Here is a 25,875-nt window from a genome sequence, read left to right on the forward strand (position 1 = left end):
TTCGCTCAGGGTGACATTACAATTAACAATTAACAATTAACAATTCACAATTGATGATTAATTAACCCCTTTCCACCACTGTTTAAACTCTTGTTTATCATTTTTCAATTCAACGATTTCGCCAATCATTGGTGTAATTAAAGGAATCGGATTTTCAGACAAACTATTCAATTCGGTTACTTTTTTCAAAGGTTCGTCCCAAGCATGAAGTGATAGCGAAAATTTAGAAGAATGCACCGGAAATACGCGTTTTGCTTTCAAGTCTTTCATTGCTTTTATCACATCTTCAGGCATATTATGAATGTATTTCCATTTTTCATTGTATTGACCGTTATCCAATAAAGCGATGTCAAAAGGCCCATATTTTTCACCAATTGCAGCAAAATGAGAATCGTAACCGCTGTCGCCTCCCAAATACATCTTAAAATTTTTAGTTTCCAAAACAAAAGAAGTCCAAAGTGTATTGCATCTTTTAAAACTTCTGCCAGAAAAATGTCTTGATGGCGTAGTATGAATCGTCAGGTTTTCATCTAATTTGATGGTGCTGTACCAATCTTTTTCAATAATTTTTTCTGATGGAAATCCCCAAAACTCAAAATGTGAACCCACTCCAAGAGCGGTGATAATCTTTTTTGTTTTAGGTTTTAATTTTAAAATCGTATCGTAATCCAAATGATCATAATGATCGTGTGTAATCAATAAATAATCAATTTCTGGGAGATCATCGACGGAATAAATATCAGAACCTTTGAAAGATTTTGTTGTGCCAGGAATAGGAGAGGCGTTTCCACTAAAAACGGGATCAATTAAAAATCGTTTTCCTTCCAACTGAATAAAATAAGACGAATGTCCAAACCAAACTAAAATATCCTGATCAAGAGAAAGTTGATGCAAATTGGTTTTTACAGACGGAATCAAATCGGTTGGAATTTTTCTTTCTACTTTTTTGAAAAAGAATTCAAACAAAACCCCAGCCATACTTTCTCCTTCTGCAAGGTCGGGTGTAAAAGATTGATTTTCAAATTTTCCGTTTTTATATTGAGGCGAATTTTGAATCAAAGTTAATCTTTCGCCAGAAGGAGCTTTTCCAAATTTTGGATGCTGAAGAAATCTGTAAAGGGCAAACAGTATTAAAAGTACTAGAATTAAGAATGTAATCATTTTATTTTGAGGGATATAATTTTTGAGTGTATTGAGTAGAAAGCAAAATTATCTTTTTTAAAATTTCGATATCGACATCAGCCAATTTTTTGATGTAAATGCAAGCTTTTGAAGAGGTATGTTTTCCTAGTTTCGATAAAAGTTCTTCTCTTTTTTCTTCTGGCAAATAGAAATAAACGGTCAATGCTGTTTTTCTTGGCGAAAATCCAGCTAATGGTGCTTCGCCTTCATGTCCGCTGTCATATTTATAGTGATAACTTCCAAAACCAATAATGCTTGGTCCCCACATCTTGGGTTCAAAACCGGTTGTTTCCTGTATTATTTTAAGAAGTTCAAAAGCATCTTTTCTTTTAACTTCATTTTCTACAGCGTTAATAAAATCAGTAACACTGTTTTGAGTTTCTGTAGTTTTATTTTTTGCCATTTGGTTTACTTTTTACTTAATAAATCGCTTTTTAGAAGGATGTTTTTGATTTTGAATTCAGAAGCATAAAATAAATTAGCATCTTCAGGCATTTGATTTTCTAAAACAATCAGACTAACATCGCTTTCTGGGAAATACAAATTTACACCAGAAAATCCGTCTCCTAATCCTGTATGTCCAAGATATTGAATTGATTCTTCTTCTACAATTCGAATTCCGTATCCATAAGGTTGTTTTTCTTTTCCGAAGAAATTATGCTGAGATAAAATGGTGTTTTTAGTTAATAATTTATACGATTCGGGTTTTAATATTTTTCCTTTATGAAGATTATTGTTCCAAATAGCAAGATCAGAAACGGTTGAAATAATGCCGTCTGCACCTAAAGTTTCATCTGTGATTTGTCTTGATGTATCAGCTTCCACCTGATTTTTCACATTATAATAACCCGCCGCCAGATTTTGTTCTTTATCTTTTGAATAACAAAAAGTATGATTCATTTTTAATTTTTTAAAAAGCGATTCAGCAACCTCTCTATAGCTTTTTTTAGAGCTGAATTCCACAATTTTTGCAACCAGATTAAAACTTAGATTTCCGTATTTAAAATCGGTTCCCGGTTTAAAAGCCAATGGTTTTTGTAAATCGATAATTCCGTGCGAGTGATTTAAAAGCTGATGAACTGTTACAGAATCTGCCCAAGTTTGCGTAAGCTCTGGCAGGTATTTTTTGATTGGAGCATTCAAATCTACTTTTCCTTTTTCTACTTCCAACAAAAGCAAAACGGCGGCAATTAATTTACTGTTGGACATGATTTCAAATTGAGTATCCATTTTCAAAGGTGTTCTAGTTTCAAAATTAGAAAAGCCTTGCGCTTTAGAATACAATGTTTTTCCGCTTTGCGAAATCAAAATCACACCATTAAATTTTGGATTAGAATTTTGAAGTATACTGTCGATACTTTTTTTATAATCCTCTTTTTTCTGTGCCGATGAATTGCAAGAAGTGAAAATTAGAATTGTTAATAAGGAAATTTTGGCGATGAAGTTCATTTGATTGTTAGTGGTGAATTTTTTAAGGGTTCAATTTTCAATTCTCAGTTTTCACGTTTTGTAGGTAACTTGAAACTTGAAACTTGAAACTTGAAACTTGAAACTTGAAACTTGAAACGTGAAACAAAATTTAAAACATTCCATTTGCATTAATAGAATCTTTTGGAACAGGCTGCCCTAAATCCCAGAGTTCTACGATTTTGTCGTCTTTGAATTTGAGAATATGCACAACGGCAAAACCAATGTCTGAAGGCGTTTGTTTAAGATGTGAATGTACAGCAACCAAGTTTCCATCTTCTAGAATATGATGAATTTTAAAAATCTTATTCGGATTTGTTCTAGCAGATTCTTCCATGGCAAGCATTAAGGTGTCTGCATCGCCTTTGAAGTACGCGTTGTGATGTTTGAAATTCTTTCCGACATATAATCGAAAACCTTCGTGAGAATGTCCTTTTGCTGCCAATTTCAGGAAGTTTTTAGCGATTTCTTTCTTAGTCATGATTCAAGATTTAAAAGCAAACTAAGTTATGAAATAAAGTGCTATAAATTTTGTAGAAAAGAAAAGGAAATTTATAAAATTAAATGGCTTCCGATTTTATTTTGTTAAGATCCATACCAAGTTTACTAAACTCTTTTTTACCCAATTCGGTTATGTAAAAATGCTTCTCTGTGGGATTGTTTTGGGCAATCCATTTTTTGTCGACAAATGTTTCTAGAAGCAATTCTCCCAATTTACCGCCAAGATGTTCATAGCATTTTTTGGCTGGTTTTATTTTTTTTTGATTTTCCATGATTTTATTTTTTTACAGCAACTTTAGAAGCCAAATATGCCATCGGAATATAAGCAAAAACTAAATCAACTAAACCATACCAAAGTGGAGAAGGTAAAGTGAAAATTGTAACAAGACCACCAAATAAAAAGAAACCTCCAATGCCGAAAGCCAGTTTTGTTTTGTGTTTAATTGCAGCAACAGCGGTTGTCAATGCTCCTGCAAAAGTTCCGAGTGCGTGCGCCAGAAATGGGAAAAGAAAATGCTTTGGCTCAAATAAATGCATGGTTGCTTTTAAACCTTCAGTAGTAGTAACGTCTGCACCATTTGGTGCTGGAATTATAGAGCCGCTTATTAAAATGATGCTCATATTGACGATACTGCCAATTACAAGACCTGCAATTACAGCCAAAGTATTTCTTAAAAATGGATTCATGATTTTCGTTTTTTACCTAACGAATGTATGAAAAATAAAGCAATTAGTTAAATGATTGCCTGAATTCTAAAGGCGAAGTGTTGGTCTTTGTTCTGAATAATTTACTAAAGGATTGCTGGTGCTCAAAACCCAATTCAAATGCAATTTCGCTGATAGATAGAGTAGTAGTCGAAAGCTTTTCTTTTGCTTTTTCAATCAATTTATTGTGAATATGCTGCTGTGTGCTTTGACCAGTATGTGTTTTTAATAGTGCACTGAGATAATTGGGTGAAACATTTAGTTTTTCGGCAATAAATTGAACTGTTGGAAGTCCTTTTTGTTTTAAAGAATCATCAGTAAAATGATCTTCGAGCAATTTTTCTAATCGTGCCAGAATCTGATGACTGCTTATTTTTCGAGTAATAAATTGCCTGTTGTAAAATCTTTCGGCATAAGTTAGAAACAAATCAATTTGTGCAATAATAACGTCTTGACTGAATTTATCAATATTGGATTGGTATTCCTGCTGAATATTTTTGATAATATCAATGAGCATATTCTCTTCTTTATCAGAAAGATGAAGCGCTTCATTGACCGCGTAACCAAAATAGTCGTATTGTTTAATTTTATGAGCAAGTGGCGTATTCCAAAGAAAATCAGGATGAATCAATAATGACCATCCTGTATGTTGCATTTCGGCATTTCCTTCAATAGAAAAAACTTGTCCTGGCGAAAGAAAAATTAAAACGCCTTCTTTAAAATCGTATTCCTGTTGGCCATATCGCATTTTTGCATTGGCATTTCTTTTTAAAGCAATCGAATAAAAATCTAGGATTAAGCTTTTGGGTTCTTCATTATGGAGATATTTTAAATCTTCAAAATTGTAAACGCTTACCAAAGGGTGTTCGGGTTTTGGCAAATCTCTAAAATCATGAAATTCGCTTATTGTTTTAAATCGAAGTGGTTGCTGATTTGCCATAGTACAAGGTAATTAATTTTGATTGAAAACGGCAGCAAATTCTTTTGCATAATCTGCCAGTTTTGTTTTTCCTAAAACCGCAGGACGATTTTGGTAATAATCTTCACTTAGCAAACCACTGTATAGCGCGGCATACATTTCTATCAAACCTTTTGCGATTTTGGGCTGCATTCCTAGAGCAATTAATCCGTTTAGTGTTTCTTCGTCAGATATTAATTTCCACTTCAAATCTGGATTTCCGATGGCATCGCCTAAAATTTTTGCGGTTTGATCTCCAGAAACTTCTTCGCTAGCCACATAACGTATTTTTTTTCCGTCAAGCGGAGTTGTAAGTTCTTCTGCAATTGCTTCGGCTATATCGTTTGGAGAAACCCACGGAATCAATTGATCGGCTCCATAATTAGCAGCTATAATGGCTTGGTTTTTAATCATCGGGATATAAGCCAGCAAATTGTAGTAGAAAGAAGTCGGACGCATAAAGGTAATCGAAACATCTGAAAGTTTATTCAAAACCGCTTCGATTTCATTATAACGCTGAATAATTCCAGAACCTTGTTCTAAATGTGCGCCAATACTGCTTAAAAAGACTACTCGTTTTACGCCAGATTTTGTGATAGCCTCTGCATAATTATTTCCAATTGTACGCGTAAAAGCGTCTAAATCAAGATTTGGATCAAAATAATTTGCGCGCGGAATCATGCAATATACGGCATTGGCTCCTGTAAAAGTTTGAGTCAAAAAATCGACATCATTTACAGATCCAATTGCGGCTTGAGCCCCAAGATTTTCGATTTCCGATTTTCTTTCGCTACTGCTTGCAATTATTGTAATTTGATATTTTTCTTTTAATAAAGCTTTCGCTAAAGGCTTGCTAATGTTCCCTAGAGAACCTGTAACTATAATTTTCATACTATTATTTTTTTGTTGATACAAAGTTGCGAAGCATTAGCAAAATAGATTTAGCCAAATCTATGATTGACGTAGTCTAAAATAATAGTATGAAATGTGATTCTATTTTTCGGATAATTTTCTTTCGGTTTCAATTTGCGGTTTTCCAGTAGCATTCGGCAGACCTTTTCCTGTTTCAATTAGTTTTTTCAAACTATTCTCAATGTAATTGGTCCATCCTGCTTGGCAAACTTCAAAACATTCATATTCTGGCACTAAACCCACATGTGTAAAACTGAGTTTCGTTTTGTCGTTTTCTTTCGAAATATCAAAAACAGCAGTCGTATTGGTCCATTCGGTATCGTCTTGGGTGAAGCTGAAATAGTTTTCCTCAATCAGCCAGACGATTTTCTGATTCGGAATTACTTCAATCAGTTTTATTTTACAACGGTGAACGTCTTCATAATGGTATTTAAATTCGTCTCTTTGGTTGGATGTTTTGCCTTCAATTTCTTCAGACCACCAGCTGCGAACGTTTTGTATGGCTTTAAAAACTTCTTCTGGCGATTGACTGACAAGTATTGTTGTGGTAAAATCTTGAGTATTCATAATTAATTGACTTTTAAATTAGTAAAGTAAATTTACAATCTAAAAATCAATTGGTTAAGGTGTTTAAAAGACAATTTTAAGGTGCGTTTCGGACAAGAAATCGCTTTTATTTTTCGGTAATTTTCTCATTTTCGGCAGAGAGCCATAATTCAAATTCGTTGGTTTTTATACTTTCAAATTTTTTTGGAATCATAAATAGTAAAATTATAGCCAAAAGTTGCAATATTAGTTGGCAAAGACTTAGGATTCCGTTTAATGGATAATAGGTTAATTCAAAAGTTAAAGTTGAAATCGAACCAAGTAATCCAATTACGTACAGTACTAATAAAAGAATCTTTAAATCACGTCCTTCTCGAATTAAATACCCTAAAATTCCAACAAAAATGAAAGCTACAAAAGAAGAAAAAAGTCCTGATTCATTTTGGAATATACTTTAGTGCAAAAAATAAATCGATCAATCCGAAAATTATTGAAATGAAAATTAGATTTGAAGATTTTATGTGATTTTCATGGATTGGGCGTATTTTTTTTTCTTCGGTTTTATTAATTAGTAGATTAATAGTGTCTACTTCTTGTTCAGAAAAAACTCTACCTCTAGTTTTGAGAATTTCGAATGCAAATTTAGTGGCCTGCGGTACGTATCTAGTTTCAGGTTTAATATATTCTTCAAGCTGCTCGTTTGTTTTTTGCTCTAGTACATTTTTTTTTACTACCATAATTAAGTAAAATCAATATTTTTTTAAGATTCAATAAAATTGATTAGAAAAGAAGTCTAAAGTTTTGTTCTGATTTTAATTTTTGTCTCAATTTGGTCAATCTGAAAAAAATGCTCTTCCATAACTTTCTCTAGCTCCAATGTTCCGCCAAGAATAATCATTTCTTTATGTGTAAAACGTTTTCCAAGTCGGTCTTCGAGCATAATTTTTTCCATGCTTTGTGCGATTTCAATTTCATGCAAGAATTCATTCGGATGACCTGCTGTACAAATTACAAGACCGTACGGAATAGTTTTCATTTTTCTAGACGTTTCGTTTTGTCCGTACGCATAACCAACTGAGTAAACCCGATCAAACCAGCCTTTTAATTTTGCAGGACAATCGCTCCACCAAACAGGATATAGAAAAATAATGCAGTCTGCTTTTTCTATTTTTTCTTGTTCTGCTAAAACATCTGTAGAAATAGAAAGTTTTGTTTTGGCAAAACCTTCTCGTTCGTATTCTTCCTCAGACATATCGCTCACAAAATTGGACGCAAATAAATCGGAGATTTCTACATTCCATTTTTCAGTATTCAAGGCTAGTTTCAATCTTTCTAAAACTTGAAAAGTGTACGATTTTTTGCTCGGATGCGCATAAACAATTAGAATGTTCATTTCCAGGTTTTTTAGATTTGTAATTGTTTTGAAATTCCAATCTGATTTGTACTAAAATACAAATTAAATCGAAATGAAATTATTCTTCAGAAAATTCTAAAATATCGCCGGGCTGGCAATCTAGAACTTTACAGATGGCTTCGAGTGTACTGAAACGAATTGCTTTTGCTTTGCCAGTTTTTAGAATGGAAAGATTAGACAAGGTTAAATCTACTTTTTCTGAAAGTTCGTTTAATGACATTTTTCGTTTTGCCATCATGACGTCTAAATTTACTATAATGGGCATAATTTTTTGTTTAAATAGTTAAGTCAATTTCAGATTGAATTTCGATTCCTCTTTTAAAAATCTGTCCTACCACAAACATTACAATGGCCATAAAGATCCAAATGCTGTGGCCCTCAAGATTAAGTGATTCCAACGAAGGAAGTTTTACGCCTTTAATGAGTAGCCAATTGTTGAATTTGAAAGCCCAGAAAGAAAACAAGCCAATTCCGAAAGCGAGATAAGAAAGATAAGATATAAAACGCCCCATTTCGGCAGTAAAAGGCTGTTCGATGTTTAGTTTTTTCTCATGCAACATTTTTACAATCAGATAAAACATAATGGCTTTTAAGATTGCCACGATGCTGATAAAGCATATTTCTTGAATATAAAAACTAGGGCTGTAATTATATAAGTCAAGCAAATGAAGAAAACGAGCATTATAGGAGTTTATCGTCATAGTGTAAATTCCGTTAAAAAGATACATACCAGCTTCTACGCATAAGCCAATAAAAATAATCCACGATAAGATATTGAGGATTTTTAGAATCTGCGGTGTTCCAATTTTAATTTCCATGCTATTCAAGATTAGAAGTTATGCTGCTAAAATAATAAAAATTTATTGATAAACAATAAATAAATAGTTTTTATCAAAAAAAAGCTCCAGCATTACAATCTGCTGAAGCTATGATATTTTGTTTTTTAAATTCTTTTATCGAAGCATTTTCTTTTCGTTTTCTAGCATTTTTTCGATGTTAAAATAAATACCGTCTACATTGTAAGCGCCTTTTTCAAAACTTAGATAATCGCAATTATCAACGAGCGATTGTCCTTTAGATTCAATTTCAAAAAGATTGAGTAAAATATATTCGTGTTCGACCATTATGACATGAAAACCAGTTTCGCATTTTTTTCCGTCGCCAGAAGAAAGTATGACATTCATGATGCTGTGAAATCTAAAAGAAGCAATTTTTGCAGATGCTTCGTCTCCTTTTAAGTGATAAACGTAAGTGAGGAAATTGAGCTGTTTTAAGTCAAATGGGAATTCGCTTAAGGTATGATTGGACAATTTGATTATTTCATCGTAATCTGAAGCTTCGAGTTCTTCTTTGTCATAATATTTGCGAAGCTGTTCTTCGTCTGGCGATTTCCAAAAGGCATCATATTTGGGTTGAAAAACGTAGCCTAAATACAAATGGCGGTATTCGTCATGCGATAAAAGCGTATCGTTTTTCGTGAGTCTTTCCATTAATTTAGGATAGTAAAACTTTGAATTTTTGTCGTTGATTTCTTTTTCGATGGCTTTATAATCTGGAGTTGTAAAACCAATTTCTTGTGAATGCAATTGAATTCCGAAACAAAAAATGAGAAGGATGAAAATTTGTTTTAGCATGATTTAGAGGTGTTTTTGGTTGTAGTTCTGATCTTACTAATGTACAAATTATATAAAAACAAAAGTGTTCTTATGAATACGAGATGCGTGAAGGATGGGAGCGACATCTCCCGATTTAGAAAAACAAGGCTTTTTAGCCGTAGTTTTTGTTAATCGGGAATATAGCGGACAGCCTGACCCGGAGGGACACGCCATATAAAATTGACTATTATGTATTTGGATTAATGGCTAAGCTGTTTTCTTAAATCTAAATTAAGGTTGTATTGTTCTTCAACAGGAATCATTTTTCTTTGAACTTTGTTGATATCACTTCCTTCTTCGGTCCATAGAAACGGATAAAAATTGAAAACCTGATCGCCATGTAGTGCAGCAAGATCTTCTTTCCAGTTTTCCCAACGGCTACCAGAATAATATTTATCCAAGTCGTTATTAAAACAAAATTCTAAAAACTCAGAATAGCTAATGTCGAGCTGCTCATATTCTAAATTATCTGGTGCAAAATAATATACTTTTCCAAGATCGGTTCCCAATGCGCCACCATTCAATATATAAAAACCACCCAAAGCATCGTCGGCAATTAAAAAGAAAGAAGGAGCTTCTCCAAATTCCTTAAAAGATTTTCCTTTGTTCCAATCTGGAAGACTTCGGTTAAGTTTCGCGCTTCCAGAACCTAGGATTCTGATCCAGCCATTGTCGATTAAAATTCCTCCAGTTTTATATGCAATAGCTCCCATTGGCGAACTGGTTGTAACTTGGGTGTGATACAAAGCATCTTTGGCTTTTTGAGGATCAGCAGGCAGAACTTCAACTTTGTTTTTGGCGGTGTAAATCCATTCGTTTACTAATTTCCATCCAGAATCATTTTGATCTATGAGTTCGTTTAACGGTCGCATCTTTATTTTTAAAATATTATTGAGGTTAATGTATACGATTTTATGTATTGATCTGTTAATATGGTTTGGTCATTAATCGAATTAAAACGCCTTTTCGTTTGACAATGTTTTTATAATCCCATTGAATTTCTCTGCTTTTTTCTAACCAGCGTTTTAAGTCTTGCTCGTTTATTTGATCAACGTTTGTATAACGCATTTCGGCAGCTTTAAACGAACCTTCGTTTTGGAGTTTTTCTTCGTCAAAAGATTGTCCGCTCCAGAAAAGTAATCGAACAGAATCTTTTAATTTGCTATAACCCACAATCGGATTTCCGTCTAGAAACCAAACCGGATGCGCATGCCAGATTTTGCTTTCGGCATCAGAAAGATTTTCTTTTATAATCGCCAAAAGAAGATCGCAGATTTCTTTGTTTTCTGCTGTCTGAGAATTGTTGTAATCTTGAATCTGGCTCATGTCTTCAGCATTTTAGGATTATTTTACCTCTTTGGTCAACTCAAATAGAATATAAGTTCCGTTGCTCGAATTTCCACGCGATTTTTCTGTAAAGCCCTTTTTTCTATAAAACTCAACTGCTTTAGTGTTGCTTGTAAGACATTTTAGGGTAATTGGAAATGAGGTTTTTAAGATGGCGGCTTTTAATAATTCTGTACCAAGGTTTTTTCCTTGATGTTTAACATCAACGTAAAGATGATGAATAAAATTGTTTGGCATCCAGATCGAAACAAATCCGACTGGAATATTGTTTACAAGAGCCGTTAAAATGTATTCACCTTGTGTTTGTTTGTCAAAATCGTCTAATTCAAATTCTGAAATATCTTGTTCTGTAAATGTGCGCCGTCTTTCGTTTAAGAATAATTCTCTTAAATGAGGTAAATCGGTATCTCTAGATTCTACGATGCTTAACATGCATTTTTGTATTTAATTTCTTTTCAGCAAAATTGTACTTGCTGCATTAGATTCATTAAATTCTGTGGCTCTAACTCCGTTTAAACTGAGATTGATTTTAATTTCATCATTACTTTTAAAATCTAATATTGCTAAAAACCTGCCTTTTTCAATTTGCTTGCCTTTTTCTAAAGCATAAGCGATAATATCTAGCGCTATAGGCGTTTTAGATTCATCAATTTCATATTTTAATAGGCCTTTTTGCCCGTTGTTTTTTCCTCCTTTAACGATATAATTTTTCCCGTCGATTAATTCACCATTAACGGTCATCGAAATAAAATTATCTGAAGTAAAAATCATTGTATTCTTTGCGCCACTAGCATCAGTTCCTAACCAATTGCCTACTAGCATTTCTTTTTTTGTTTGCGCGTATGATACACTGGTTAAAATAAGGAATAGTAAGAGAATTTTTTTCATTGATTATACTGTTTATATTTTCTTATTGTTCTTCAAGTATAGAATTTCCTTTAGATAAATCTCCAGAAGTCCATTGCCACGTTTCGTGAAGCCTAATTTTTCCGCTTGCTAAAATTTCAGGTTTAGAAGTGCAGAAACCAGTCATTAATTCGCCTTTTTCATTCACTTGATGATATCTCATTTCGATATTTCCCGCGCCGTCAACCAAACCAATTAAATGGCCTTTAACGATTTTTCCGCCAGAATATTCAGAAGTTAAAATGTTTCCTTCTTGTTTATAATGAAATGAAGTTTCGTTAGAAGTTTCTCCGTTTTCTGTGTTACTTACAGGTTTAAAAATTTTATTATTGTAATTAATCATTTTGTTTGCAAATTAACTTTTTCGATTTAAATCGGTAATTAATAATGGATTATTTTCTTTTAATTTATGGACTAATGCTTCAACCTTTTCTGGGTTTTCCTTAATGTTTTTGTATTCTTCTGTAGTAATTCCGACGATTTGTAAAAATGAAACTTCGCCGTGTGGTGTCTGTTTTTTAGGGACTTCGGGATCATTCACAAAAATTAATGCCGTAATATCGGTTTCTGTGTCCAGACGAATTGGTCCGTTTGCTGGCATGTAATGAAACTCTTCAAACCAATTTCCACTGTCAAATACATATTTGGCGATATTTTGAAGCAAAGCCACAGCCCAGCTCGGATTTTCGTTATCGGCTACATAAGGTTTTAATCTAAAAGTAAGTTCAAATCCCCATTTGCTAAATTCTCCGTCTGCTTTTTCTTCATTATAATACAATTCAGAAAAGCCGTAAGTAATAAAATGGTAATGATCTTCTTGATTTTTGCTTTCGTAATAGCTTACACCATCAAGCGGATGTTCTCCGCCAAGCATGTAACTAATTGCTGGCGCAAAATGTTTGGGTTCTTGATTCGGATAAAGTCGTTCAAATTCTTTATCAATTTCTAACCAGCCAACAGCATCATCCTCTGTAAATTCTTTTTTGTATTGTTCTAATTCCATTTCTAGTAAAACTTATTTTTACACTAAAATAAGTCTTTTTCTAACTATTAGTTTCCATGTAATAAAAAAAAAATCCGATTTGATTTCGCAAATCGGATTTTGATGTATTTATTGTTGTTGCAGTTTTTTCATGAATTCATTTGAAGCCTGTTCTAAAGCTTTAAAATAGTTTCCTTTTTTAAGTTCGGGTATCGAATAGGTGCTGATTATATTTTGTGTGTCTTCAGAATTTAGCTTGTATTTTATAAAGTCAACGCTTAAAACCTGAATTTGCCTTAATGTTTTGCTGACAACAATTAAAAGGGTTGGGTCTAATCGCGGATCTTTTGATAAAAATTTGTCAAGATCTACTGCAAATTCGTCAAAAGATTTAAAAGGTTCAACAGAAGGAGTTGTTATGACTACAATTTTATAAAGGTGTTTTTTTTCGAAAGCGTTAAGGGTAGTGTTTAACGATTGAAGTTCTGCTGGTTTTAATACTTTTTCGAAGTCGTTGACACAGTCTGTAGATTGAGAAAAAGTGCTTTTTAGACGAGAAGCAAAATCATTGTCGGTTTTGGTTTGGGCAGATAAAACTGAAGATAACAGTATAAGCGTAAAGAATAATTTTTTCATTCTATGGCATGTTAGATTTGGTGCTGCAAAAGTAGCACATTCTTTATTGTAAACAGATGAAAAAATGATCAGTTTTGATTTTAAAATGAAAAAATATTCTTTTTTGAAAAGAGGGTTATTAAACAAAAATCCGATCTACTTTTGGTAAATCGGATTTTGAAATTTTTTATTGAAATAAAGGTATTAAATGATCCCATTTGAGTTCTTTGGCAAAATCTAAAGCTGTTTTTCCGCTATTGGTTTTTGCATTTGGATTTGCGCCTGCTTTTAAAATAAGTTCTACAGAAGTTTGATTTCCAGCAATGGCTTCACGGTGTAAAAAAGTGTAGCCTAAATCGTCTTGTGCTTCTATTTCTTCTGGATTGTTTTTTAAGAATTCGATTAGACTTTCTTTCATATTAATACTCATCGGATGCTCTACCAAGTTTTCTGGTTTGTCTTTCTGATTTGTAACAACCAGAATATCATTGTAATCTCCAAACTCTAAGCCCCAAGCATCGTCGTGGTCTTTTCTTTCGTCTTCGTCCATTTCTGAACGCATGGCATGTATGGTAAAAGCCCCGTATGTTTTTCCTTGACTTGCAAATAACCAATCGCTGATTTGATTAATCGGAATTGCAATTTCGTCTCCATTATTGACATTGGTTAAGTCATTGGGATCATTTACTAAAATTCCGTATATCGTTTCGCCGTCAAAGTTTACGTCGTTAATCCACATATGTTCTACGATCGTTTCGTCGTCTATATCTTGAGTGAAAGCCAATTTTACACAAGCAACATCCAATCCTGGAACTATTCTTCTGTATTCCCAAGATAATTCTCTCCAGAAATATTTAAAGGTTTCTTGTGCTCTTTTATAAGCTTCGATCATTTTTGGATTTTCTCCGTCGGCGTAGAATATTTTTGTTTCTTCCATAAAAAAGGATATTTATAATGATTTATAAAAGTAATCTTTTTAGTACTTTGGGAGAAATGTTATTTAATTATTTTGAGGTTTTAATTTAAAAGTAATGCTTTTTTAGAGAAAGTATTGTCATTTCGAGAGAAGGGAGAAATCTCCACAAGAAACTCCGCAAAGTAAAGTTATTTGCAAAGATTTTTACTAATCTTTGTCGAGCTACTTATGGAGATTTCTCCCTTCGGTCGAAATGACAAAATTATAGGCACAAAAAATACGACCTGTTTTCACAAATCGGATTTTTATAAATTGAATTTACAATTGAAAAGATGGTTTTAGTACAAAAGCTTAATTCATAATTTATTTTCCACAAACTGAATTGTACTCATTTACAATATCTATAGCACTTTTATTTTTTGGTTTATATCTTTCATTTTGTGCTTTTTTTACCAATTCCGGACAATCTGAAAAGACATTCTCGATCATTGATCGAAACACATTACCTTCATTAATTACTATTAGCCCAAGTTCTGTACTGGTGAAATAATTAGAAGCTTCTTCTCCATTTTTCCAGACATAATAAAAAGTAGTTGTTCCAATATATCTTCCATGTTGGTTAGTTTGTTCTTTTTCACCACTGTAAAGTGATGCTTTCCCTTGTGGTATTTTAACAGGGGTGAGCCATAAATAACCTATTTTTCCATTTTTTTCTAGAGAGAGAAATTTCTTTTTAAAATAAGGAACATAAATTTTATCTTGCCCCATTATTGTTACTTTTTCAATTTCATCATTCTTATATTTAACTTTGCCATTTGCAGTTTTTATTGATAATTTTCCAGTTTTTGATCCAACATAATGTGACGGATCTGTCATTAATCCTTCTATGCTTGTTCCATTTTTTAATTTCATAACTGCACTTAATTTTGGATTTGTACTAGCGCAAGATAAAAACATACCAGTGAAAATTATTAATATATACTTTTTCATTATTTTATAAGTTTAATTAGAGTGTAAACTTATAATTTCTTAAATATGAAAAAATACACGAGAAGTTATTTTTGTAATAGAATGCGGTTAAAATGATATTGTGTAATTAAATGATTATCAATTTTTATATGTAGTAAACAAAAAAATCCGACTTGTTTTCACAAATCGGATTTTATAAATTGAGAATTATATATAACCGTAAAACGGTATATTTTTACAAGTGAATTACTTCGCCGTAAGCATCAGCTACAGCTTCCATAACAGCCTCGCTCATTGTTGGGTGAGGGTGGATAGATTTAAGGATTTCATGACCTGTAGTTTCTAGTTTACGAGCTACAACTGCTTCAGCAATCATATCTGTAACACCGGCACCAATCATGTGGCATCCTAACCATTCTCCGTATTTAGCATCGAAGATTACTTTTACGAATCCGTCAGCATTTCCAGCAGCTTTTGCTTTTCCAGAAGCTGAGAATGGGAATTTACCAATTTTTAATTCGTAACCTTTTTCTTTTGCTTGTTTTTCTGTTAAACCTACAGAAGCGATTTCTGGAGTTGCGTAAGTACAACCAGGAACGTTTCCGTAATCGATTGGGTCTACGTGTAAACCTTTAATTTTTTCTACACAGTTAATTCCTTCAGCAGAAGCTACGTGAGCTAAAGCTTGACCTGGAGTAACGTCTCCAATTGCGTAGTATCCTGGAATGTTAGTTTCGTTGTACGCGTTAACTAAGATTTTATCTCTATCAACAGCAATTCCAACTTCTTCTAATCCGATGTTTTCAATGTTTGTTTTGATTCCAACTGCAGAAAGTACGATGTCAGCTTCTAGAACTTCTTCTCCTTTTGCCGTTTTAACAAAAGCTTTAACTCCTGCACCAGTTGTGTCAATGCGCTCAACAGAAGAGTTAGTCATTACTTTAATTCCTGATTTTTTCAAAGAACGCTCAAATTGTTTTGAGATATCTTCGTCTTCTACAGGAACTACGTTTGGCATAAATTCTACGATAGTAACATCTGTTCCCATTGAGTTGTAGAAGTGAGCGAACTCAACTCCAATTGCTCCAGAACCAACAATGATCATAGATTTTGGTTGAGTTGGCAATGTCATTGCCTGACGGTATCCAATTACTTTTACACCATCTTGAGGTAAGTTTGGTAACTCACGAGAACGAGCACCAGTTGCGATGATAATGTGATCAGCGCTATATTCTGTAACTTTATTGTCTTTATCAGTAACGTCAAGTTTTTTTCCTGGTTTTAATTTTCCAAAACCTTCGATAACGTCAATTTTGTTCTTTTTCATTAAGAATTGAACACCTTTGCTCATTCCTTCAGCTACACCACGGCTACGTTGAATAACTGCAGGGAAATCTTTATCAAATTCAGAAACTTTCAATCCGTAGTCAGAAGCGTGTTTAAGGTAATCAAAAACTTGAGCAGATTTTAAAAGCGCTTTTGTTGGGATACATCCCCAGTTAAGGCAAACTCCACCTAGATTTTCTTTTTCTACTACAGCAGTTTTAAAGCCTAATTGTGAAGCTCTAATCGCTGTTACATATCCTCCAGGACCACTTCCTAAAACAATAACGTCGTATTTCATTTTTTTTGCTTTTAGTATTAACTATCGAAAATGAAGTTTGTATTTCCGAAACTCATCTTTCGATTTCTTCTTTTGTTATTTGTGTTTGCGAATTTAAGGATTTATTTTATATGAACACTTGAAATTTTATTTTTAAAGACATAGATTTTGGTCTTTTCACAGAAAGCGAACTAATTGTGAATTGTAAATTGTGAATTATGAAGTGATTTTTAAGATTTAGTGATTAGTTCTTAGTAATTAGTGACAAGTGTCTTGAAAAAGATAAAAAATAAGCCACAGATTATTAGGATTAAAATGATTTTAAAAAATCTGTGTTAATCTGTGTAATCTGTGGCTATTAATTTTGTTCTTTTTCCATGAAATAGCTTTGTGTGGGCTTCGACTTCGCTTGGCCTGACAGTTGTTGGATCTGTTGTAATAAAAAAATAAGCCACAGATTATTAGGATTAAAATGATTTTAAAAAATCTGTGTTAATCTGTGTAATCTGTGGCTATTATAATTTTGTCTCTTTGAGCGAAGTCAAAGAGCTTTGCGCGGGCTTCGACTTCGCTCAGCCTGACAGTTATTGAATTGTATGAAAAAAATAAGCCACAGATTATTAAGATTAAAATGATTTTAAAAAATCTGTGTTAATCTGTGTAATCTGTGGCTATTATAATTTTGTCTCTCTGAGCGAAGTCAAAGAGCTTTGTGCGGGCTTCGACTTCGCTCAGCCTGAAAGTTGTTGGATCTGTTGTAATAAAAAAATAAGCCACAGATTATTAGGATTAAAATGATTTCAAAAAATCTGTGTTAATCTGTGTAATCTGTGGCTATTATAATTTTGTCTCTCTGAGCGAAGTCTAAGAGCTTTGTGTGGGCTTCGACTTCGCTGAGCCTGACAGTTGTTTGAATATTTTGTAATAAAAAACAAGCCACAGATTATTAGGATTAAAATGATTTAAAAAAATCTGTATTAATCTGTGTAATCTGTGGCTATTATAATTTTGTCTCTCTGAGCGAAGTCGAAGAGCTCTGCGCGGGCTTCGACTTCGCTCAGCCTGACAAATCGTTATCAATTCACCATTCACCATTAAATTTTAACATGTCCCCAGTTTTCTCCGCTGGCAATTCTTCTAATTTGCATTTCGCTTACACCAAATTGTTTGGCAATCATTTTAAGACGTGTTTTTTGCTCAGGTCTTGCTAGGATTTTTTTAATTAACATGACTTTGGTGGTTGTTAATTTTCGTCCATCAGCTTTAAGATTGTGTTCGATTAAGTTCTTTTTTGCCTGAATAACGCGCGGGCTTTTACGGCTGTGCGCCATCATTTCCTGTTTGGTCGCCCAACGCAGATTACTCACATCATCGTTAGCTCTATTGTAATCTAAGTGCAAAACATAGGTCTGATCTTCAGAATCTTTTGGAATAAAGTATTGAGCCACTAATTTGTATAAGAAGAGATATTTATTTACGATTTTATCGTCTTTTTTAACCTTAAAACGGAAAGTTGGATATCCGTCGCTTAAACCTCCTTTTAAAATGCGTCCGTTTTCAATATGGTCGGTAAAACTGATTAGTCTTCCTCTGTTCGAAATGGCGTATCTTAATTGTAATGAGGCATTTATTTCTATTTCTTTGAATTTTTCATCAGGATAAAATCTATTTTGTGGCATTGTCTTTTACATTTGATTTCTATATTCTCAAAGATAAAGAATAAACAAAAAATTTCTGCTATCTAACTGATTGTGAAAGGTCAATTTTATGATTTCTATAACGCTAATTTAACGTTTTAAAGCGTTTTTGACAGTTTTTAGTCGGATTTTAAATCACAATTTATGAATATTGCAGTTTTTTAATTTAGGAAAGGAACGTCAATTTATAGCTAAATAATTATTAATTTATTGGTTTGACCCATTTTCTGAAATTATTAGATTCCCTTTATTGAAAAAAATAGCTTCAGATTGGGGTTGAGTGATATTAAAAATCAATTCTTGACTATATATGAAAAAGGGTTTAACTTTAATTAAAGTCAAACCCTTTTTTTAAACTTGGATAACTTAGGGTAATCTTTTGATATACAAAGTATTGTATTTGAAATTGAAGCAATAAGTGCATCAAAATTTTATTCTAAATACACTAGACACCTTCTTTAAGAGTGATTAGTTGCAAGGTTCTCTAAGAACCATATGTACAACCATTTCTTTTTGAATGTTATAATCGCATAATGTCCTTCCGTCTTCAAGTTGTTTTCCTGCATATATTAGTCTAATGCAATCAGGCTTAATTCCTTCTTTATCTTGTATTTTAGACTTAATATTATCAATAGTATCTGAACATTCAACTTCAAGAGTTATAATTTTCCCAGTCAAGGTTTTTATAAAAATTTGCATTGCAGATGCATTAGCCGAAAAGGCTAAAAATAAAACGAGTAATAGTAATTTTTTTTTCATAAGTATTTTTTAAAAATGATTATTAAGTTTCAAACTTACTTGTTTATTTGTAAGAATACAAGTGCTATTATAAAGTTGTGTTAAAATAAATTTTCCTTAAATACAATGAATCATCGTGTTTTCAGAATTTTATTTTTTGTAAGATTTTGAAAACTAAGCGTGTAAGTAATTTCTCAAGGCTAATTAACTATTGAAATTGTATAAGATTTCGTTTGAATGATATTCAAAATCAATTCTTAACACTATATGATAAAAGGGTTTGACTTTCAATTAAAAGTCAAACCCTTTTATTTTTTAATTTCAGACACTTTTTAGAAGTGTCTTTTTTCTATAGGAGAAAAAAAACAATTATTATCTTTCCTTACGAATAATCATATTTATTGAGCTTTCTTTTTGAATGTTATAATCAGATAATGTTCTGCCATCTTCTAGTTGTCTTCCTGCAAATATAAGCCTTTGAGTATCTGGGAGGATTCCTGTTTTGTCCATTATCTTAAACTTAATGTAATCAATGGTATCAGAGCTTTCTACCTCAAGGGTTATGGTTTCCGTAGAACCAACAACTCTTATAAAAATTTGCATTGAGAATGCATTAGCCGAAAAGACTAAAAAGAAAACGATAAAAAGTAATTTTTTTTTCATAGGATTTTTTAAAAATGATTATTTGTTCCTCAAACTTACTTATTTATTTGTAAGAATACAATTAAAATGATGGAGTTGTGATAAAATCATTTTTTCCTAAATACAAGAAATATCCGCGTTTTTGATGTTTAAATTTTTGTAAGATTTTGAAAATTAAGTATGTGAGTAATTTCTTAAGGCTAATTAGCTACTGAAAATTGCGAATCGTACAGGTTTTTGTAATAGCCATCTGCTTTATTTAGTAATTCGTGATGTGTGCCTTGTTCGACAATCAAACCTTTGTCCATAACCACAATTTTATCGGCATTTACAATTGTTGCGAGTCTATGCGCAATAATAATCGAAGTTCTTCCTTTTGTAATTGTTTCTGTTGCACGCTGAATCATCTCTTCAGAATAGGTGTCGATAGAAGAAGTTGCTTCGTCCAAAATCAAAATACTCGGGTTGCTCACATAAGAACGTAAAAAAGCAATAAGCTGGCGCTGTCCAGAAGAAAGCATAACGCCTCGCTCTTTTACATCAAAATCATAATTATCTGGCAGATTCATAATAAAATCATGAACTCCAATTTTTTTTGCTGCGTCAATTACTTTGTCTCTTGTAATTTCTGGATTGTGTAAAGTGATATTGTTATAAATCGTATCGGCAAACAGAAACACATCTTGCAAAACAACAGCAATTTGTTTTCTTAAAGAAGCCAAAGTATAGTTTTCGATATTTTCTCCATCAATGCAGATTGTTCCGCTATTGATTTCGTAAAAACGATTCAATAAATTAATAATAGTAGATTTTCCTGCTCCTGTAGAACCTACAATTGCCACGGTCTGTCCAGCAGAAACCGAAAGATCAATACCTTTTATGACTTCTTCTTCTGGAATATAGCTGAAACGAACGTCTTTAAAATCAATTCTTCCGTCAAAAACAGGTGCTTCAATTATTCCTGTATCTTGAATGTGATCTTGCGTATCGATGATGTCGAAAACACGATTGGCAGCGATCATTCCTAATTGCATCTCGTTAAATTTATCTGCAATTTGTCTCAACGGATTAAATAGCATTCCGATAAACATCGTATACGAAAACAAATCACCAAAAGTGGTAAAATGATCTCCATTCAAAATTCTGAATCCGCCATAAACCACAACCAAACCTAAAGTAATAGACGAAATAATATCGGCAATCGGGAAGAAGATGGAGTTGTACAAAATCGTTTTAATCCAAGCGACTCTATGCTTGTTGTTGATTTCTTTAAAGTTTTCTGCTTCGATTTTTTCGCGGTTAAAAAGCTGCACGATTTTCATTCCCGTCACGCGCTCTTGTACAAAAGAGTTCATATTGGCAATTTGCGTTCGAACTTCTTCAAAAGCCACTTGCATTTTACGTTGAAAAATTCTGGTAATGTAAACCAAAATAGGCATTGCAACTACAACGATCCAAGTTAGTTTCCAGTTCATATAAAACATGAAAATAAGAACCACGATCATTTTCATCAAATCGCTTATAATCATAAACAAACCTTGACTGAAAATACGGGCAATCGATTCAATATCCGAAACAGCTCGAGTAACCAGCTGTCCAACGGGAACCAAATCGAAATACTTCATTCTGAAACTCAAAATGTGTTTAAAAAGTTTAGTTCTAATGTCTTTTACAATATCTTGTCCGAGCCAGTTGGCCCAATAAACAAAGTAAAATTGAGAAAATACCTCCATTAGTAAAACTACTCCCATCAAAACGATATACATCAGTAAGCCCATTTTATCATGAGTTTTGATGTAGCCATCGACCGTTTCTTTTAGTAAATAGGGGCGAAGTGCAGCGAAGATAGACAGCGAAATGGCAAATATGATTACGCCATAATAACGCCATTTATAAGGTCGGGTATATTTTAAAATTCTTTTGAATAATCCTGTATCGAATGCTTTTGCTTTCATTTATTTTTAGGAGCTTTATGCTATAGGCTTTAGGCCATAAGCTTTTAGCTTTTAGCTGTAAGAAATAAGCCTAAAGCCTATTGCCTAAAGCTTAAAGCTTATAAATAATCGTAATAAATATTGGTCAAATATAAACCATGTGCCGGAACCGAAAATCCTGCTTTTTCCCTGCTTTTGCTGGCAATGATATTTTCAAAATCAGCTAAAGTAATTTTCTTTAAACCAATATTGATCAAAGTGCCCACAATGGCGCGAACCATATTTCTTAAAAAACGATTTGCCGAAATGGTAAAAATCAGTTTTTCGTTTTCTTGTTTCCAATATGCCTCAAAAATCGTGCAATCAAACGTGTTTACATCAGTGTTAACTTTTGAAAAACATTGAAAGTCGGTATGTTTCAGTAGTAACTGCGCCGCTTCATTCATCAAAGCAACATCCAATTTTTGTGTAACATACCAGCTCAATTCCTGTAAAAACGGATTTTTTACTGTATTGATGTGATATTCGTAAGTTCGTTTTGTAGCATCAAATCTACAATGGGCATCATCGTGAACCAGAATGATATTAAAAATTGCAATATCTTTTGGTAAATAAGAATTCAGTTTGTGAATTAAAACCGGAATGTCTAAGTTTTTTTCTGTATCAAAATGACCGTACATTTCGCTTGCATGAACACCAGTATCTGTTCTTCCGGCCCCCATAATGCTGATGCTTTCATTTAATAAAACCGAAAAAGCCTTATTTAAGGTTTCTTGAACTGAAGAAGCATTTGGCTGTATTTGCCAGCCATGATAATGTGTTCCGTTATAAGCGAATTGAATAAAATATCTCATTTTAAGGGACAGAGGTTCTGAGGTGCAAAGGTACAAAGGTTTTTTTGAAAAGATGCTAAGATTCTGAGATGCTAAGGTTCTAAGTTTTTTTCTTTAGTGACAAAGTTGCAAAGATTCAGAGTTACAAAGTTTTTTTTGTTGTGTGTATCTGTAGAGACGCACTTCAGTGCGTCTAACGTTAGATAGTTTTTTTTTTGTCGCGGTTATTCTGTAGAGACGCACCGCAGTGCGTCTCACGTCAGATTGGAAATTTTTTAGTTGCAAAGTTGCAAAGGTTCAGAGTTGCAAAGATTTTTCGTCATGTATATTCTGTAGAGACGCACTGCAGTGCGTCTTACTTCAGATAGGTTTTTTTAAAGATGCTAAGATTGTAAGGTTCTAAGGTTCTGAGTTTTTTTTCATCATGTATATTCTGTAGAGGCGCACTGCAGTGCGTCTAACATCAGATTGGAGATTTTTTAGAAACAAAGAGATAAAGGTTCAGAGTTGATAGGTTTTTTTGTTGTATGGACGTATTGTGTTGCGTCTCACCTGAGATTAGAAAATAACTAAATTTAAAAACAGCACGAAAGACGCACTGAGGTGCGTCTCTACAGAAAAAAAACTTAGTATCTTAGCGCCTCAGAATCTTAGCCTCTTAAAAAAAAATGACCAAAATTCTTCTCCTTTCCGATACTCACAGTCACATCGATGATACTATTTTAAAATATGTTGCTCAGGCAGACGAAGTTTGGCATGCTGGAGATATTGGAGATTTGGTAGTGACGGATACGATTAAAAAACTAAAACCTTTACGAGCTGTTTACGGAAATATTGACGATGCAAAAGCGAGATTAGAATTTCCTCTAAATAATCGTTTTTCATGTGAAAATGTTTCGGTTTGGATTACTCATATTGGTGGTTATCCCGGAAAGTATAATCAGAATGTTAGAGAAGAATTAGCTTTGAATCCGCCTAAATTATTTATCTGTGGGCATTCGCATATTTTGAAGGTCATGTTTGATAAAAAGAATAATTTATTGCACATGAATCCAGGCGCGGCAGGAAAAAGCGGTTTTCATAAAGTGAGAACCATGTTGCGTTTTGTGATAGATGATGATAAAATCAAAGATTTGGAAATTATCGAAATAGGAGAGAAGTAATTAATGCGGCAGCGGAATCTGAATTTTTATTTTCGTTCCCTGATTTTCTTTTGAAGCTATCGATAAGGTTCCTTTGTATTTTTTGATTCTAGCTCTAATTCTGCTTAAGCCGAAGCCTTCAGCGTCTTTTAATTTTTGTGTTTTAAAACCAATTCCGTCATCGTGAATGTGGAGGATAAGTTGGTTTTCTTTTTCTGCTAAAGAAAGTTTTGCTTTTTTAGCATTGCTGTGTTTGGTAATATTGCTAAACAATTCACTAACTATGAAATAGATTTTCATTTCAAATTTTTCAACATATCTTCTACTGATCGGAATAGTGCTTGAAAATTCAAATTCAATTGCAGAGTTTGAGTTTTTCTCGCATAAATCCTCTAACGCATAAATTAATCCAAAACGAACCAAAAGCGACGGAATAAGGTCGTGAGACATATCGCGTAAAAGTTCATGCACTTCTGATAGAATAGCTTTTGCTTTTCGTATTTCTTCCGATTTTACATCGTTTTGAGCTGTAAACGTATTTAAATGTAATCCCGCAGAAGACAACAGCGAGTTGATGTTGTCATGAAGAAAAGAAGCAATTTTTTTACGCTCTACTTCTTGAGAATCGATTCCAGAATTAATGATATTGAGAAGGATTTTCTGTTTGGTGTCTTTTCGTTTTATTTTCTGTTTTAGTTTGTTGTTTTGGTATAAAAAGTAAAACAAAAGAAAAATGATGATAGTAAGTATAATGGTTAGACTAACGATTTTTTTATTTCGAAGCTGTTCTGATTTACTAAGATGATTAACGGTAGTTTGGTTATTTGCCGTTTGTGAAAATTTTGCTGTATCCTTTGATTGTGCGATATTATTTCCTTCAAAAGAAAAAAGTAAAAGAAGAAATACGATGAATTTGAAACGAAACATAAAAGCAATCTTTAAGGATTAATCAAATTGTTTTTAAGAGCATATTTTACCAGACCTATTGTGCTTTTTATATTAAGCTTTTTCATGATGTTTTTTCGATGCGTTTCGACAGTATGGGAGCTGATAAAAAGCTTTTTGCTAATTTCTGTACCGCTGTATTCTAGGGCAATTAAAATAATGATTTCGACTTCACGTGGACTTAGAATTGGGTTTTCTATAATCGCGTTTTGATTTAGTTTAGGATTGTCTCTAAAAGTATTGAAAATTTTCTCTCTAACGCTGTCGCTAAAATATTCCTGCTCTTGATAAACAGCTTCGACAGCTTCAATAATATTTTCTCCAGCGCAATTTTTTAACAGATAGCCTTTTGCGCTTAATTTCATAACTTCTTTAATGATTTTTAGATCATCATAGCTGGATAAAATAATGGCTTTGCAAGGCATTTCTTTTTCATAAAACTCTTTCAGTACCTCTATGCCGTCTTTCTTTGGCATACTGATATCTAGAATTAAAATATCGGCTTTGTCCTTCATGACATCATCATAAACAGTGGTGCCGTCTAAAGAAGTTCCGACCACTTCAAAATTTGAAACAGTTTGGAGCAGGTTCGAAAGACCATCAATTAATACTTGATGATCATCTGCAAGATGAATCCTTATTTTTGGTGTCATGTTTATATTTGAATTCGAAAATGCAAATTTATCATCTAAATCACATATTTATAATGCTCTTTAGGTCTGATTTATGATAAAATAAGGCATAAAAAAAACCCGAATTAAAATTCGGGTTCTTCTTCGCACAAATAAACTAAGTTTATAGGTTTACCTCAAACGATCAACAGATTTTACAAGATCTTCGTCCTTTTTGATGGCCTTATTAGCTAAAACTAATAACACGATAGCAACAATCGGCATGAACATCCCAATACCTTTCTCAGAGACCTCAGTCCCTCCAGATAAATTTAGTGATCGATATACAAATAATCCTAATAAAATTAAATTTAATATTATATTCAATCTGTTTAATACAAACTGATTTTGTCTTTTTTTGAATGAAATGATACTGATAATACTAAGCATAGTCGTTAAACCTAATAAAACAGTATAAAGCTGGTCCTGCATAAAAAAGAATGGCTTTCCTGCACTAGTTGTCCAAAGCGGAACAAAAAGCATTAAAATGCCAGTTGCAGCAAAAGCTAGAAATAAATATACAGACTGAATTCTTTGTATCATGGTCTAAAAATGTTTTACAAAAATATATTTTCTTTTTTTAAAATACTATTGT

Annotated in this window: 33 protein-coding genes; 1 reads left to right on the forward strand and 32 read right to left on the reverse strand. The window is 32.9% G+C overall.

Annotation, left to right across the window (positions count from 1 at the left end):
• Nucleotides 1-57: 57 nt before the first annotated feature.
• The 29 genes from ACFO3N_RS03340 to truA form a co-directional block, all read right to left on the reverse strand.
• Nucleotides 58-1,161: an MBL fold metallo-hydrolase gene (locus ACFO3N_RS03340; protein ID WP_379795224.1), complete on the reverse strand. Its 1,104-nt coding sequence runs from the start codon at nucleotides 1,159-1,161 to the stop codon at nucleotides 58-60.
• A 1-nt stretch (nucleotide 1,162) separates the two neighbouring features.
• A complete protein-coding gene (locus ACFO3N_RS03345; RefSeq protein WP_379795225.1) occupies nucleotides 1,163-1,585 on the reverse strand; it encodes a DUF1801 domain-containing protein in 423 nt (140 codons plus the stop codon).
• 5 nt (nucleotides 1,586-1,590) lie between these two features.
• Nucleotides 1,591-2,631 carry a serine hydrolase domain-containing protein gene (locus ACFO3N_RS03350; RefSeq protein WP_379795226.1) on the reverse strand — a complete coding sequence of 347 codons (1,041 nt, stop codon included), beginning with the start codon at nucleotides 2,629-2,631 and terminating at the stop codon, nucleotides 1,591-1,593.
• Nucleotides 2,632-2,761: 130 nt separating this feature from the next.
• Nucleotides 2,762-3,130, reverse strand: a complete 369-nt coding sequence (locus ACFO3N_RS03355) for a nuclear transport factor 2 family protein (RefSeq protein ID WP_379795227.1) — start codon at nucleotides 3,128-3,130, stop codon at nucleotides 2,762-2,764.
• A 79-nt stretch (nucleotides 3,131-3,209) separates the two neighbouring features.
• The gene (locus ACFO3N_RS03360) at nucleotides 3,210-3,422 is read right to left on the reverse strand and encodes an ArsR family transcriptional regulator (protein ID WP_379795228.1); all 213 of its coding nucleotides are present in this window, start codon (nucleotides 3,420-3,422) and stop codon (nucleotides 3,210-3,212) included.
• Between the two features lie 4 nt (nucleotides 3,423-3,426).
• On the reverse strand, nucleotides 3,427-3,837 hold the full coding sequence (locus ACFO3N_RS03365; RefSeq protein ID WP_379795229.1) for a hypothetical protein: 411 nt from the start codon (nucleotides 3,835-3,837) through the stop codon (nucleotides 3,427-3,429).
• A 43-nt stretch (nucleotides 3,838-3,880) separates the two neighbouring features.
• On the reverse strand, nucleotides 3,881-4,795 hold the full coding sequence (locus ACFO3N_RS03370; RefSeq protein WP_379795230.1) for a helix-turn-helix domain-containing protein: 915 nt from the start codon (nucleotides 4,793-4,795) through the stop codon (nucleotides 3,881-3,883).
• 12 nt (nucleotides 4,796-4,807) lie between these two features.
• Nucleotides 4,808-5,704, reverse strand: coding sequence for an NmrA family NAD(P)-binding protein (locus ACFO3N_RS03375; protein ID WP_379795231.1), 897 nt, complete (start codon nucleotides 5,702-5,704; stop codon nucleotides 4,808-4,810).
• A gap of 102 nt (nucleotides 5,705-5,806) precedes the next feature.
• Complete coding sequence (locus ACFO3N_RS03380; RefSeq protein ID WP_379795232.1) at nucleotides 5,807-6,292, reverse strand: SRPBCC family protein; 486 nt, start codon at nucleotides 6,290-6,292, stop codon at nucleotides 5,807-5,809.
• A 416-nt stretch (nucleotides 6,293-6,708) separates the two neighbouring features.
• On the reverse strand, nucleotides 6,709-7,008 hold the full coding sequence (locus ACFO3N_RS03385) for a hypothetical protein (RefSeq protein WP_379795233.1): 300 nt from the start codon (nucleotides 7,006-7,008) through the stop codon (nucleotides 6,709-6,711).
• 56 nt (nucleotides 7,009-7,064) lie between these two features.
• Entirely contained in the window at nucleotides 7,065-7,664 is a 600-nt protein-coding gene (locus ACFO3N_RS03390) for an NAD(P)H-dependent oxidoreductase (RefSeq protein ID WP_379795234.1), read from the reverse strand.
• Between the two features lie 79 nt (nucleotides 7,665-7,743).
• On the reverse strand, nucleotides 7,744-7,950 hold the full coding sequence (locus tag ACFO3N_RS03395; RefSeq protein ID WP_057116634.1) for a helix-turn-helix domain-containing protein: 207 nt from the start codon (nucleotides 7,948-7,950) through the stop codon (nucleotides 7,744-7,746).
• Nucleotides 7,951-7,960: 10 nt separating this feature from the next.
• Nucleotides 7,961-8,503, reverse strand: a complete 543-nt coding sequence (locus ACFO3N_RS03400; RefSeq protein WP_379795235.1) for a DUF2975 domain-containing protein — start codon at nucleotides 8,501-8,503, stop codon at nucleotides 7,961-7,963.
• Nucleotides 8,504-8,638: 135 nt separating this feature from the next.
• Entirely contained in the window at nucleotides 8,639-9,319 is a 681-nt protein-coding gene (locus tag ACFO3N_RS03405; RefSeq protein WP_379795236.1) for a DUF4919 domain-containing protein, read from the reverse strand.
• A gap of 221 nt (nucleotides 9,320-9,540) precedes the next feature.
• Nucleotides 9,541-10,212: a DUF2625 domain-containing protein gene (locus tag ACFO3N_RS03410; protein WP_379795237.1), complete on the reverse strand. Its 672-nt coding sequence runs from the start codon at nucleotides 10,210-10,212 to the stop codon at nucleotides 9,541-9,543.
• Nucleotides 10,213-10,267: 55 nt separating this feature from the next.
• On the reverse strand, nucleotides 10,268-10,666 hold the full coding sequence (locus ACFO3N_RS03415; RefSeq protein WP_379795238.1) for a DUF1801 domain-containing protein: 399 nt from the start codon (nucleotides 10,664-10,666) through the stop codon (nucleotides 10,268-10,270).
• A gap of 18 nt (nucleotides 10,667-10,684) precedes the next feature.
• On the reverse strand, nucleotides 10,685-11,119 hold the full coding sequence (locus ACFO3N_RS03420) for a GNAT family N-acetyltransferase (protein WP_379795239.1): 435 nt from the start codon (nucleotides 11,117-11,119) through the stop codon (nucleotides 10,685-10,687).
• A gap of 12 nt (nucleotides 11,120-11,131) precedes the next feature.
• Nucleotides 11,132-11,575 carry a hypothetical protein gene (locus ACFO3N_RS03425; protein WP_379795240.1) on the reverse strand — a complete coding sequence of 148 codons (444 nt, stop codon included), beginning with the start codon at nucleotides 11,573-11,575 and terminating at the stop codon, nucleotides 11,132-11,134.
• Nucleotides 11,576-11,597: 22 nt separating this feature from the next.
• Nucleotides 11,598-11,936 carry an avidin-fold protein gene (locus tag ACFO3N_RS03430; protein ID WP_250836823.1) on the reverse strand — a complete coding sequence of 113 codons (339 nt, stop codon included), beginning with the start codon at nucleotides 11,934-11,936 and terminating at the stop codon, nucleotides 11,598-11,600.
• 12 nt (nucleotides 11,937-11,948) lie between these two features.
• Nucleotides 11,949-12,596 (reverse strand): suppressor of fused domain protein, encoded by a 648-nt coding sequence (locus ACFO3N_RS03435; protein WP_379795241.1) that lies wholly within the window; start codon nucleotides 12,594-12,596, stop codon nucleotides 11,949-11,951.
• 108 nt (nucleotides 12,597-12,704) lie between these two features.
• Complete coding sequence (locus ACFO3N_RS03440) at nucleotides 12,705-13,211, reverse strand: TPM domain-containing protein (protein WP_379795242.1); 507 nt, start codon at nucleotides 13,209-13,211, stop codon at nucleotides 12,705-12,707.
• Between the two features lie 166 nt (nucleotides 13,212-13,377).
• Entirely contained in the window at nucleotides 13,378-14,127 is a 750-nt protein-coding gene (locus ACFO3N_RS03445) for a DUF2314 domain-containing protein (protein WP_379795243.1), read from the reverse strand.
• A gap of 342 nt (nucleotides 14,128-14,469) precedes the next feature.
• The gene (locus ACFO3N_RS03450) at nucleotides 14,470-15,096 is read right to left on the reverse strand and encodes a hypothetical protein (protein WP_379795244.1); all 627 of its coding nucleotides are present in this window, start codon (nucleotides 15,094-15,096) and stop codon (nucleotides 14,470-14,472) included.
• A gap of 214 nt (nucleotides 15,097-15,310) precedes the next feature.
• The gene (gene lpdA, locus ACFO3N_RS03455) at nucleotides 15,311-16,699 is read right to left on the reverse strand and encodes a dihydrolipoyl dehydrogenase (protein ID WP_073416603.1); all 1,389 of its coding nucleotides are present in this window, start codon (nucleotides 16,697-16,699) and stop codon (nucleotides 15,311-15,313) included.
• Between the two features lie 1,073 nt (nucleotides 16,700-17,772).
• Nucleotides 17,773-18,357 (reverse strand): NUMOD4 domain-containing protein, encoded by a 585-nt coding sequence (locus tag ACFO3N_RS03460; protein ID WP_379795245.1) that lies wholly within the window; start codon nucleotides 18,355-18,357, stop codon nucleotides 17,773-17,775.
• Nucleotides 18,358-18,843: 486 nt separating this feature from the next.
• A complete protein-coding gene (locus ACFO3N_RS03465) occupies nucleotides 18,844-19,134 on the reverse strand; it encodes a ubiquitin-like protein (RefSeq protein ID WP_379795246.1) in 291 nt (96 codons plus the stop codon).
• Between the two features lie 351 nt (nucleotides 19,135-19,485).
• A complete protein-coding gene (locus tag ACFO3N_RS03470; protein WP_379795247.1) occupies nucleotides 19,486-19,776 on the reverse strand; it encodes a ubiquitin-like protein in 291 nt (96 codons plus the stop codon).
• A 179-nt stretch (nucleotides 19,777-19,955) separates the two neighbouring features.
• Nucleotides 19,956-21,710, reverse strand: a complete 1,755-nt coding sequence (locus ACFO3N_RS03475) for an ABC transporter ATP-binding protein (RefSeq protein ID WP_379795248.1) — start codon at nucleotides 21,708-21,710, stop codon at nucleotides 19,956-19,958.
• A gap of 98 nt (nucleotides 21,711-21,808) precedes the next feature.
• Nucleotides 21,809-22,543 carry a tRNA pseudouridine(38-40) synthase TruA gene (truA, locus tag ACFO3N_RS03480; protein WP_379795249.1) on the reverse strand — a complete coding sequence of 245 codons (735 nt, stop codon included), beginning with the start codon at nucleotides 22,541-22,543 and terminating at the stop codon, nucleotides 21,809-21,811.
• A 647-nt stretch (nucleotides 22,544-23,190) separates the two neighbouring features.
• Between truA and ACFO3N_RS03485 the strand changes: the two genes are divergently transcribed.
• Nucleotides 23,191-23,685 carry a metallophosphoesterase family protein gene (locus ACFO3N_RS03485; protein ID WP_248727597.1) on the forward strand — a complete coding sequence of 165 codons (495 nt, stop codon included), beginning with the start codon at nucleotides 23,191-23,193 and terminating at the stop codon, nucleotides 23,683-23,685.
• On the opposite strand, the gene ACFO3N_RS03490 is transcribed toward ACFO3N_RS03485, so the two are convergent.
• The 3 genes from ACFO3N_RS03490 to ACFO3N_RS03500 all read right to left on the reverse strand — a co-directional run bounded on the left by ACFO3N_RS03490 (nucleotide 23,686) and on the right by ACFO3N_RS03500 (nucleotide 25,823).
• Entirely contained in the window at nucleotides 23,686-24,591 is a 906-nt protein-coding gene (locus ACFO3N_RS03490; RefSeq protein ID WP_379795250.1) for a sensor histidine kinase, read from the reverse strand.
• An 11-nt stretch (nucleotides 24,592-24,602) separates the two neighbouring features.
• Nucleotides 24,603-25,262: a response regulator gene (locus ACFO3N_RS03495; RefSeq protein WP_379795251.1), complete on the reverse strand. Its 660-nt coding sequence runs from the start codon at nucleotides 25,260-25,262 to the stop codon at nucleotides 24,603-24,605.
• A 150-nt stretch (nucleotides 25,263-25,412) separates the two neighbouring features.
• A complete protein-coding gene (locus ACFO3N_RS03500; protein ID WP_379795252.1) occupies nucleotides 25,413-25,823 on the reverse strand; it encodes a DUF4293 domain-containing protein in 411 nt (136 codons plus the stop codon).
• Nucleotides 25,824-25,875: the final 52 nt, after the last annotated feature.

The organism is Flavobacterium chungangensis (assembly GCF_042654045.1).
GTDB lineage: Bacteria > Bacteroidota > Bacteroidia > Flavobacteriales > Flavobacteriaceae > Flavobacterium > Flavobacterium chungangensis.

Excerpts from the sequence above, each read along its gene's own strand:
- ACFO3N_RS03340 (WP_379795224.1), bottom strand. The coding sequence starts at position 1,161 with ATGATTACATTCTTAATTCTAGTACTTTTAATACTGTTTGCCCTTTAC.
- ACFO3N_RS03345 (WP_379795225.1), bottom strand. The coding sequence starts at position 1,585 with ATGGCAAAAAATAAAACTACAGAAACTCAAAACAGTGTTACTGATTTT.
- ACFO3N_RS03350 (WP_379795226.1), bottom strand. The coding sequence starts at position 2,631 with ATGAACTTCATCGCCAAAATTTCCTTATTAACAATTCTAATTTTCACT.
- ACFO3N_RS03355 (WP_379795227.1), bottom strand. The coding sequence starts at position 3,130 with ATGACTAAGAAAGAAATCGCTAAAAACTTCCTGAAATTGGCAGCAAAA.
- ACFO3N_RS03360 (WP_379795228.1), bottom strand. The coding sequence starts at position 3,422 with ATGGAAAATCAAAAAAAAATAAAACCAGCCAAAAAATGCTATGAACAT.
- ACFO3N_RS03365 (WP_379795229.1), bottom strand. The coding sequence starts at position 3,837 with ATGAATCCATTTTTAAGAAATACTTTGGCTGTAATTGCAGGTCTTGTA.
- ACFO3N_RS03370 (WP_379795230.1), bottom strand. The coding sequence starts at position 4,795 with ATGGCAAATCAGCAACCACTTCGATTTAAAACAATAAGCGAATTTCAT.
- ACFO3N_RS03375 (WP_379795231.1), bottom strand. The coding sequence starts at position 5,704 with ATGAAAATTATAGTTACAGGTTCTCTAGGGAACATTAGCAAGCCTTTA.
- ACFO3N_RS03380 (WP_379795232.1), bottom strand. The coding sequence starts at position 6,292 with ATGAATACTCAAGATTTTACCACAACAATACTTGTCAGTCAATCGCCA.
- ACFO3N_RS03385 (WP_379795233.1), bottom strand. The coding sequence starts at position 7,008 with ATGGTAGTAAAAAAAAATGTACTAGAGCAAAAAACAAACGAGCAGCTT.
- ACFO3N_RS03390 (WP_379795234.1), bottom strand. The coding sequence starts at position 7,664 with ATGAACATTCTAATTGTTTATGCGCATCCGAGCAAAAAATCGTACACT.
- ACFO3N_RS03395 (WP_057116634.1), bottom strand. The coding sequence starts at position 7,950 with ATGCCCATTATAGTAAATTTAGACGTCATGATGGCAAAACGAAAAATG.
- ACFO3N_RS03400 (WP_379795235.1), bottom strand. The coding sequence starts at position 8,503 with ATGGAAATTAAAATTGGAACACCGCAGATTCTAAAAATCCTCAATATC.
- ACFO3N_RS03405 (WP_379795236.1), bottom strand. The coding sequence starts at position 9,319 with ATGCTAAAACAAATTTTCATCCTTCTCATTTTTTGTTTCGGAATTCAA.
- ACFO3N_RS03410 (WP_379795237.1), bottom strand. The coding sequence starts at position 10,212 with ATGCGACCGTTAAACGAACTCATAGATCAAAATGATTCTGGATGGAAA.
- ACFO3N_RS03415 (WP_379795238.1), bottom strand. The coding sequence starts at position 10,666 with ATGAGCCAGATTCAAGATTACAACAATTCTCAGACAGCAGAAAACAAA.
- ACFO3N_RS03420 (WP_379795239.1), bottom strand. The coding sequence starts at position 11,119 with ATGTTAAGCATCGTAGAATCTAGAGATACCGATTTACCTCATTTAAGA.
- ACFO3N_RS03425 (WP_379795240.1), bottom strand. The coding sequence starts at position 11,575 with ATGAAAAAAATTCTCTTACTATTCCTTATTTTAACCAGTGTATCATAC.
- ACFO3N_RS03430 (WP_250836823.1), bottom strand. The coding sequence starts at position 11,936 with ATGATTAATTACAATAATAAAATTTTTAAACCTGTAAGTAACACAGAA.
- ACFO3N_RS03435 (WP_379795241.1), bottom strand. The coding sequence starts at position 12,596 with ATGGAATTAGAACAATACAAAAAAGAATTTACAGAGGATGATGCTGTT.
- ACFO3N_RS03440 (WP_379795242.1), bottom strand. The coding sequence starts at position 13,211 with ATGAAAAAATTATTCTTTACGCTTATACTGTTATCTTCAGTTTTATCT.
- ACFO3N_RS03445 (WP_379795243.1), bottom strand. The coding sequence starts at position 14,127 with ATGGAAGAAACAAAAATATTCTACGCCGACGGAGAAAATCCAAAAATG.
- ACFO3N_RS03450 (WP_379795244.1), bottom strand. The coding sequence starts at position 15,096 with ATGAAAAAGTATATATTAATAATTTTCACTGGTATGTTTTTATCTTGC.
- lpdA (WP_073416603.1), bottom strand. The coding sequence starts at position 16,699 with ATGAAATACGACGTTATTGTTTTAGGAAGTGGTCCTGGAGGATATGTA.
- ACFO3N_RS03460 (WP_379795245.1), bottom strand. The coding sequence starts at position 18,357 with ATGCCACAAAATAGATTTTATCCTGATGAAAAATTCAAAGAAATAGAA.
- ACFO3N_RS03465 (WP_379795246.1), bottom strand. The coding sequence starts at position 19,134 with ATGAAAAAAAAATTACTATTACTCGTTTTATTTTTAGCCTTTTCGGCT.
- ACFO3N_RS03470 (WP_379795247.1), bottom strand. The coding sequence starts at position 19,776 with ATGAAAAAAAAATTACTTTTTATCGTTTTCTTTTTAGTCTTTTCGGCT.
- ACFO3N_RS03475 (WP_379795248.1), bottom strand. The coding sequence starts at position 21,710 with ATGAAAGCAAAAGCATTCGATACAGGATTATTCAAAAGAATTTTAAAA.
- truA (WP_379795249.1), bottom strand. The coding sequence starts at position 22,543 with ATGAGATATTTTATTCAATTCGCTTATAACGGAACACATTATCATGGC.
- ACFO3N_RS03485 (WP_248727597.1), top strand. The coding sequence starts at position 23,191 with ATGACCAAAATTCTTCTCCTTTCCGATACTCACAGTCACATCGATGAT.
- ACFO3N_RS03490 (WP_379795250.1), bottom strand. The coding sequence starts at position 24,591 with ATGTTTCGTTTCAAATTCATCGTATTTCTTCTTTTACTTTTTTCTTTT.
- ACFO3N_RS03495 (WP_379795251.1), bottom strand. The coding sequence starts at position 25,262 with ATGACACCAAAAATAAGGATTCATCTTGCAGATGATCATCAAGTATTA.
- ACFO3N_RS03500 (WP_379795252.1), bottom strand. The coding sequence starts at position 25,823 with ATGATACAAAGAATTCAGTCTGTATATTTATTTCTAGCTTTTGCTGCA.